This is a genomic window from Gilliamella sp. A7, assembly GCF_002142015.1.
GTDB classification, from domain to species: Bacteria; Pseudomonadota; Gammaproteobacteria; order Enterobacterales; family Orbaceae; genus Gilliamella; species Gilliamella apis_A.
Genome location: NZ_NASN01000081.1, coordinates 1 through 4,584 on the forward strand (window position 1 = coordinate 1; position 4,584 = coordinate 4,584).

General features: G+C 31.7%; 7 protein-coding genes. All 7 read left to right on the top strand.

Annotated elements, in window-relative coordinates:
* Positions 1-648 precede the first annotated feature (648 nt).
* On the top strand, positions 649-963 hold the full coding sequence (locus B6D18_RS12025) for a phage holin family protein (RefSeq protein ID WP_086364658.1): 315 nt from the start codon (positions 649-651) through the stop codon (positions 961-963).
* Positions 960-1,400 carry a D-Ala-D-Ala carboxypeptidase family metallohydrolase gene (locus B6D18_RS12030; protein ID WP_086364659.1) on the top strand — a complete coding sequence of 147 codons (441 nt, stop codon included), beginning with the start codon at positions 960-962 and terminating at the stop codon, positions 1,398-1,400. The genes B6D18_RS12025 and B6D18_RS12030 overlap by 4 nt, the downstream gene beginning before the upstream one ends.
* The gene (locus B6D18_RS12035) at positions 1,400-1,768 is read left to right on the top strand and encodes a hypothetical protein (RefSeq protein WP_086364660.1); all 369 of its coding nucleotides are present in this window, start codon (positions 1,400-1,402) and stop codon (positions 1,766-1,768) included. Before B6D18_RS12030 ends, B6D18_RS12035 begins: the two co-directional genes overlap by 1 nt.
* 823 nt (positions 1,769-2,591) lie before the next feature.
* Positions 2,592-2,999 (top strand): phage tail terminator-like protein, encoded by a 408-nt coding sequence (locus B6D18_RS12040; RefSeq protein WP_086364661.1) that lies wholly within the window; start codon positions 2,592-2,594, stop codon positions 2,997-2,999.
* A 15-nt stretch (positions 3,000-3,014) separates the two neighbouring features.
* Positions 3,015-3,674, top strand: a complete 660-nt coding sequence (locus tag B6D18_RS12045; protein ID WP_086364662.1) for a phage tail protein — start codon at positions 3,015-3,017, stop codon at positions 3,672-3,674.
* 11 nt (positions 3,675-3,685) lie between these two features.
* Entirely contained in the window at positions 3,686-3,997 is a 312-nt protein-coding gene (locus B6D18_RS12050; protein ID WP_086364663.1) for a phage tail assembly chaperone, read from the top strand.
* A gap of 47 nt (positions 3,998-4,044) precedes the next feature.
* On the top strand, positions 4,045-4,302 hold the full coding sequence (locus B6D18_RS12055; protein WP_086364664.1) for a DUF1799 domain-containing protein: 258 nt from the start codon (positions 4,045-4,047) through the stop codon (positions 4,300-4,302).
* Positions 4,303-4,584 lie beyond the last annotated feature (282 nt).

Genomic DNA, 4,584 nt, shown 5'->3' on the forward strand with positions numbered 1-4,584 from the left:
GACTTGACTATTTAAACGTTTAAATGCATAATGTGTAAATAATGCAGTTTAATGCGCATTAAACAAAAAGCCCAAATTAATATTTGGGCTTTTTTTATTCTATATTATTCAACTTTTATATTGATTGACAGGTAATTGTTCTCAAAGAGTTATTCTATATATTAGTTAAATTACATCAAAATGTCTGTTTTTTCCCACCTGAATATCTAATTAATGATATTAAATTGTTATGAGTTTATTGCTTGAAAAGTTCGTAATAAAGCTTTTAAGTAAACTATATACAAACACATGCAGTATTCATAAATAATGCAAATATGAAAAATACCGAAATCGCTAGTAGAATACTGAAAAGCGAGATAATCTAGACCAAAAATTTGAATGCTTGCGAAACGCTGGGAAAAGAAACCTTTTAAAAGATAAAATTAATTTATATTTTAATTCTTTAAAATGTAATTTATTACTTTATAAACTATTTAAAAAAGATAATTTTTGATGAACCTTTTCAATAAATCAGCCGTTTAATTGCTTTTTTATCAAATCCTCAATTCTGCGGTTTCACAGTATCGACAACAAAGTTAATCACAATTACAACAAAAGATTACTTTTACGCTGTCATTTCAATTAATTGCCTCAAAATGGAGGCTTTCTATGAAGATTAAACATATGCAAAACAGTGATCCTACGAATTGGCTATATTGGCTAATGACATTAGGTATGGCTGCTCTAGGCTCTATTGCGAAAACTGCATTTGATATCATTAACGGTAAAGCAGTAGGGATAAAGATAGCTATATGCCAATTAATTGTTTCTATGTTTGCCGGCGCACTGACTATTTTATTATCAATAGCACTACAGTTTAGTGCTGAATTCACAGGATGTATGGCAGGCTCTGCGGGGTGGTTGGGTGCAGAGATGATCAAAGTCATTGCCGAACGAATGAAAAGGAGTGCTGGAGAACAATGAAACTAACAGAACATTTTACACTTGAAGAATTTACCCGTTCAAACATTGCAAGCAGATTAAGAATAGATAATCGAGTACCAGATGAGTTAATGGCAAATATTCAACTGACAGCTAACAAATTAGAGTTAGTTAGAAAAGTGTTAGGTTTTCCAATAATGATTACTTCTGGTTATCGTTGCCCGTTATTAAATGCCCGGGTGGGTGGCGTATCAACTAGCGCTCATACCAAAGGCTTGGCTGTTGATTTCCATTGTGCTTATGGCACACCTAAAGAAATTTGCCAGCGTTTAATTGATACCGGTGTTCAATTTGATAAGTTAATCCAGGAACATAACCAATGGGTGCATATCGGTTTTAGCCCAAACTATAATCGACAAATTGTTTTAACAGCAATCAAAAATAGCGGTAAAACGGTTTACGTGAATGGGATAGTCTAATGGATAAATTAAAACAAATTTATAAGCTATCTCCGATAGCATTATTGATTATCGTCATATTTAGCATTTATTTTGCTTATCAATGTTTTGAAGATGAACAAACTGCAAAACAGCAAATGACTGAATTATCATCTCAGATGCAACAATTGCAACAAAAAATTATTAAAAATAATCAGATTATTACTGACAACGAGTTATCAAAACTTGAACTAGAAAATCAATCTATTTCACGTCAGGAGCAAATCAATGAACAACTTAAAGATAATGATTGTGCTAATCGGCTTATTCCTATGCCTATCTCTGGCAGCCTGTACAACAGAGCGAAAAGTTTACGTGAGTCAGCCAATCCCAGCAAATCTGCTCAGTGATTGCTTGCCTAAACTACCGCCTGAAAAAATGACATTCGGTGACAGTGTGAAATATAACGAACATCTCTTGAATGTTATTGAAAGATGCAATCAAGATAAAAGATCTATTAGATTAATAAATAAATAGTAATTTTCGATTATCTAGTAATCTAAAATTTAAAGGTTTTTATATAAAATTCACATAACCGCTTAATTGCGGTTTTTTTGTGCTTAAAATTAAAAAAATTTAACTTAAATCGCTACAAGAACACACTGTAATCAATTTTACAATTTAGGTCATTCATAATGACGATTCTGATTTAGGAATATTTAGAAATAAGTGTTAAAGGGTTATATAAAATAGATTCTATTAACACTTTTCCAGCTTATTTGAATTCAAGTTCATTAATAGAACTAGTCTAATAAACATCAATATTTTGAATATTATCGATAATTTATGCTGTAAATAAAACAGGTTTCAGATCTTATACAACCATTAAAACAACATTAAGGGGGCCATATGTGAATACTTTTCTATAGCATTGCAGAGAGAAACTTAATGATGACTTTTTACGATCGTTTATTTAATACGGTTTCAAAACTGCTTACCAATTATGGAGTGAAATATCATGTAAAAAGTGTAATTCGATCACCATTTCGATGTTAGACGTTATCCTTTTTCTTTACCAAATAATCGATTTGCTATGAATTACTAATATCAACTGCAACTAGATAAAGATTGACAATACCTCAATTCAAATAGCCGATATGAAAAAGGCATGACGAGGGTTGCAACTCTAAATGCTCAAGTTAATTTTTATAAAGCCACAATGGAGATTAAAACATGATATCAAAAATAGCCCACTTACTCGAAGAACATCTGCAAACCTTTGCTACTCAAGAAAATTTGCAAGTTGTTTACGAGAACATTGAAGTTAAACCTGAAAATGAAATCTACCTTATCTGCAATATTTTGCCTAGCATCACAACTAATTTTGATTTAGAAGGCAAATTAAGAACTTATAAAGGTGTTTTTCAGGTTAGCGTTGTTACGCCGATCAATACCGGTATAGAAAGTGTTCATACAATTGTTGATGCGATTATCGAACACTTTCCTTTAGATCTTGAATTAAAACAAGATCACTTTTCACTTTACATCAATTCAATACCAAGTGCTTATCCAGCAGTTAAGGAAAAAAGCACTTATACAATACCAATTAGCATGAATTACCGTGCTGACATATTAATTTAATTAGGAGAAATAATTATGGGATTTGCATTACCTAACGGTTCAAGTGTTTACGTACAAAAATCAAAAGACACAGAATTAGCGTTTGAGATTATCTCAAACGCTAAAGACGCTGTTGTTACATTAAAAACTGATCATGGTCTTGTGGCTGGTGATGAAGTTATTATCACCTCAGGATGGTCAAAAATTAACAACGCAGTTGCGAAAGTGATTAAAGTTAACAATATGGATGTTACACTTGGCAATATTAATACAAATGATACAAAATCATTTCCAGAGGGAGAAGGTAAGGGTACTTTAACCAAAATTACTGCATGGGAGCGATTACCGCAAGTCAAAGAAGTTGCAACTGAAGGCGGTGAACAACAATTTACTCAAATTCAGTTTTTGGATGACGATGCAGAACGACAACTACCGACCATCAAATCAGCTAAAAGCAAAAGTTTTACCATTGCTCATGACAGTTCTCTGCCTATTTATGCATTATTAGAGGAATTAGATCGTACTAATGATGTTGTGGCTATGAAAATGTATGTGCCTAAAGCAAAAGAAACACGTTATGACGCTGTACGTATTTCATTTGATCCTACACCAACCTCTACAATTAATGAGATTGAAACAGTAAAAATCAGTATGACCGTTGAATCACCAGCAATCACTTTTTACAAAAATAAATAAGGATAATATTAATGGCCAAATTTAAATTGGTAGCTGAACCAACCTTTAAATGTGAAGTTTTAATTCCGCGTGCAGGATTGGAAGATGGCAAAATTGAATTTACATTCAAACACCATGTTCTTAAAGAACTAACCGATATTGAAAAAGAACTTGAAGGCAAGCCAGTAATTGATTTTCTGTTGAAAATAGCTTGTGGTTGGAGTTTAGAAGAAGAGTTTAATGAGGAAAATTTGGATATACTTCTTCAAAATTATCCAGCATCAGGGGCAGCAATTATTAAAACTTATTCTAGCGAATTTTTTGGCGTTCGAGAAAAAAACTAATAGCGCTCGTTACTGCACTATATACCCCTGAGCCGTCAAAACACGAGTTGGCGGCTTTTGGGCTAACTGAATCGGATTACGATGAAGAATATGTAGAAATATGGCAAGATAATTTGGATGCTTTTAAGTTATTTAAAGCCATGTCTACTCAGTGGCGAACGAGCATGAGTGGAATATTAGGTCTTGATTACAACTGTATGCCATGGGTTATGAAGATTAATAATATTGCAGAAAGCGAAACTATTTTTAACGATATTCAAATAATGGAAAGCGAGGCGTTAAAAATAATGCACAAATCGAAATAAAAAATAATCTATAAAAATAGTACAAGGTGCATTACGCACCTAAACTATTGAAAATAAACAAACAGATTGAAGTTTTCATTCAAATCAAGTAATAAATGTTTAGTGATTATTATGTTTAATTTTTCAGAATTTGCTGATTCAAATAGTAAAAATTCAATTATAGTATTAATTAATTTTATGCCAATTTCAGCTTGTTTTTATTTAATACTAGACTATATAAATTCATTCAATCAACTATTTAAGTATCATGAATATAGATTTGAAATTTAGATACTATAAATA

Bases quoted from the DNA above. Each gene is read 5' to 3' on its own strand.
- B6D18_RS12025 (WP_086364658.1), top strand. From the start codon at position 649: ATGAAGATTAAACATATGCAAAACAGTGATCCTACGAATTGGCTATAT.
- B6D18_RS12030 (WP_086364659.1), top strand. From the start codon at position 960: ATGAAACTAACAGAACATTTTACACTTGAAGAATTTACCCGTTCAAAC.
- B6D18_RS12035 (WP_086364660.1), top strand. From the start codon at position 1,400: ATGGATAAATTAAAACAAATTTATAAGCTATCTCCGATAGCATTATTG.
- B6D18_RS12040 (WP_086364661.1), top strand. From the start codon at position 2,592: ATGATATCAAAAATAGCCCACTTACTCGAAGAACATCTGCAAACCTTT.
- B6D18_RS12045 (WP_086364662.1), top strand. From the start codon at position 3,015: ATGGGATTTGCATTACCTAACGGTTCAAGTGTTTACGTACAAAAATCA.
- B6D18_RS12050 (WP_086364663.1), top strand. From the start codon at position 3,686: ATGGCCAAATTTAAATTGGTAGCTGAACCAACCTTTAAATGTGAAGTT.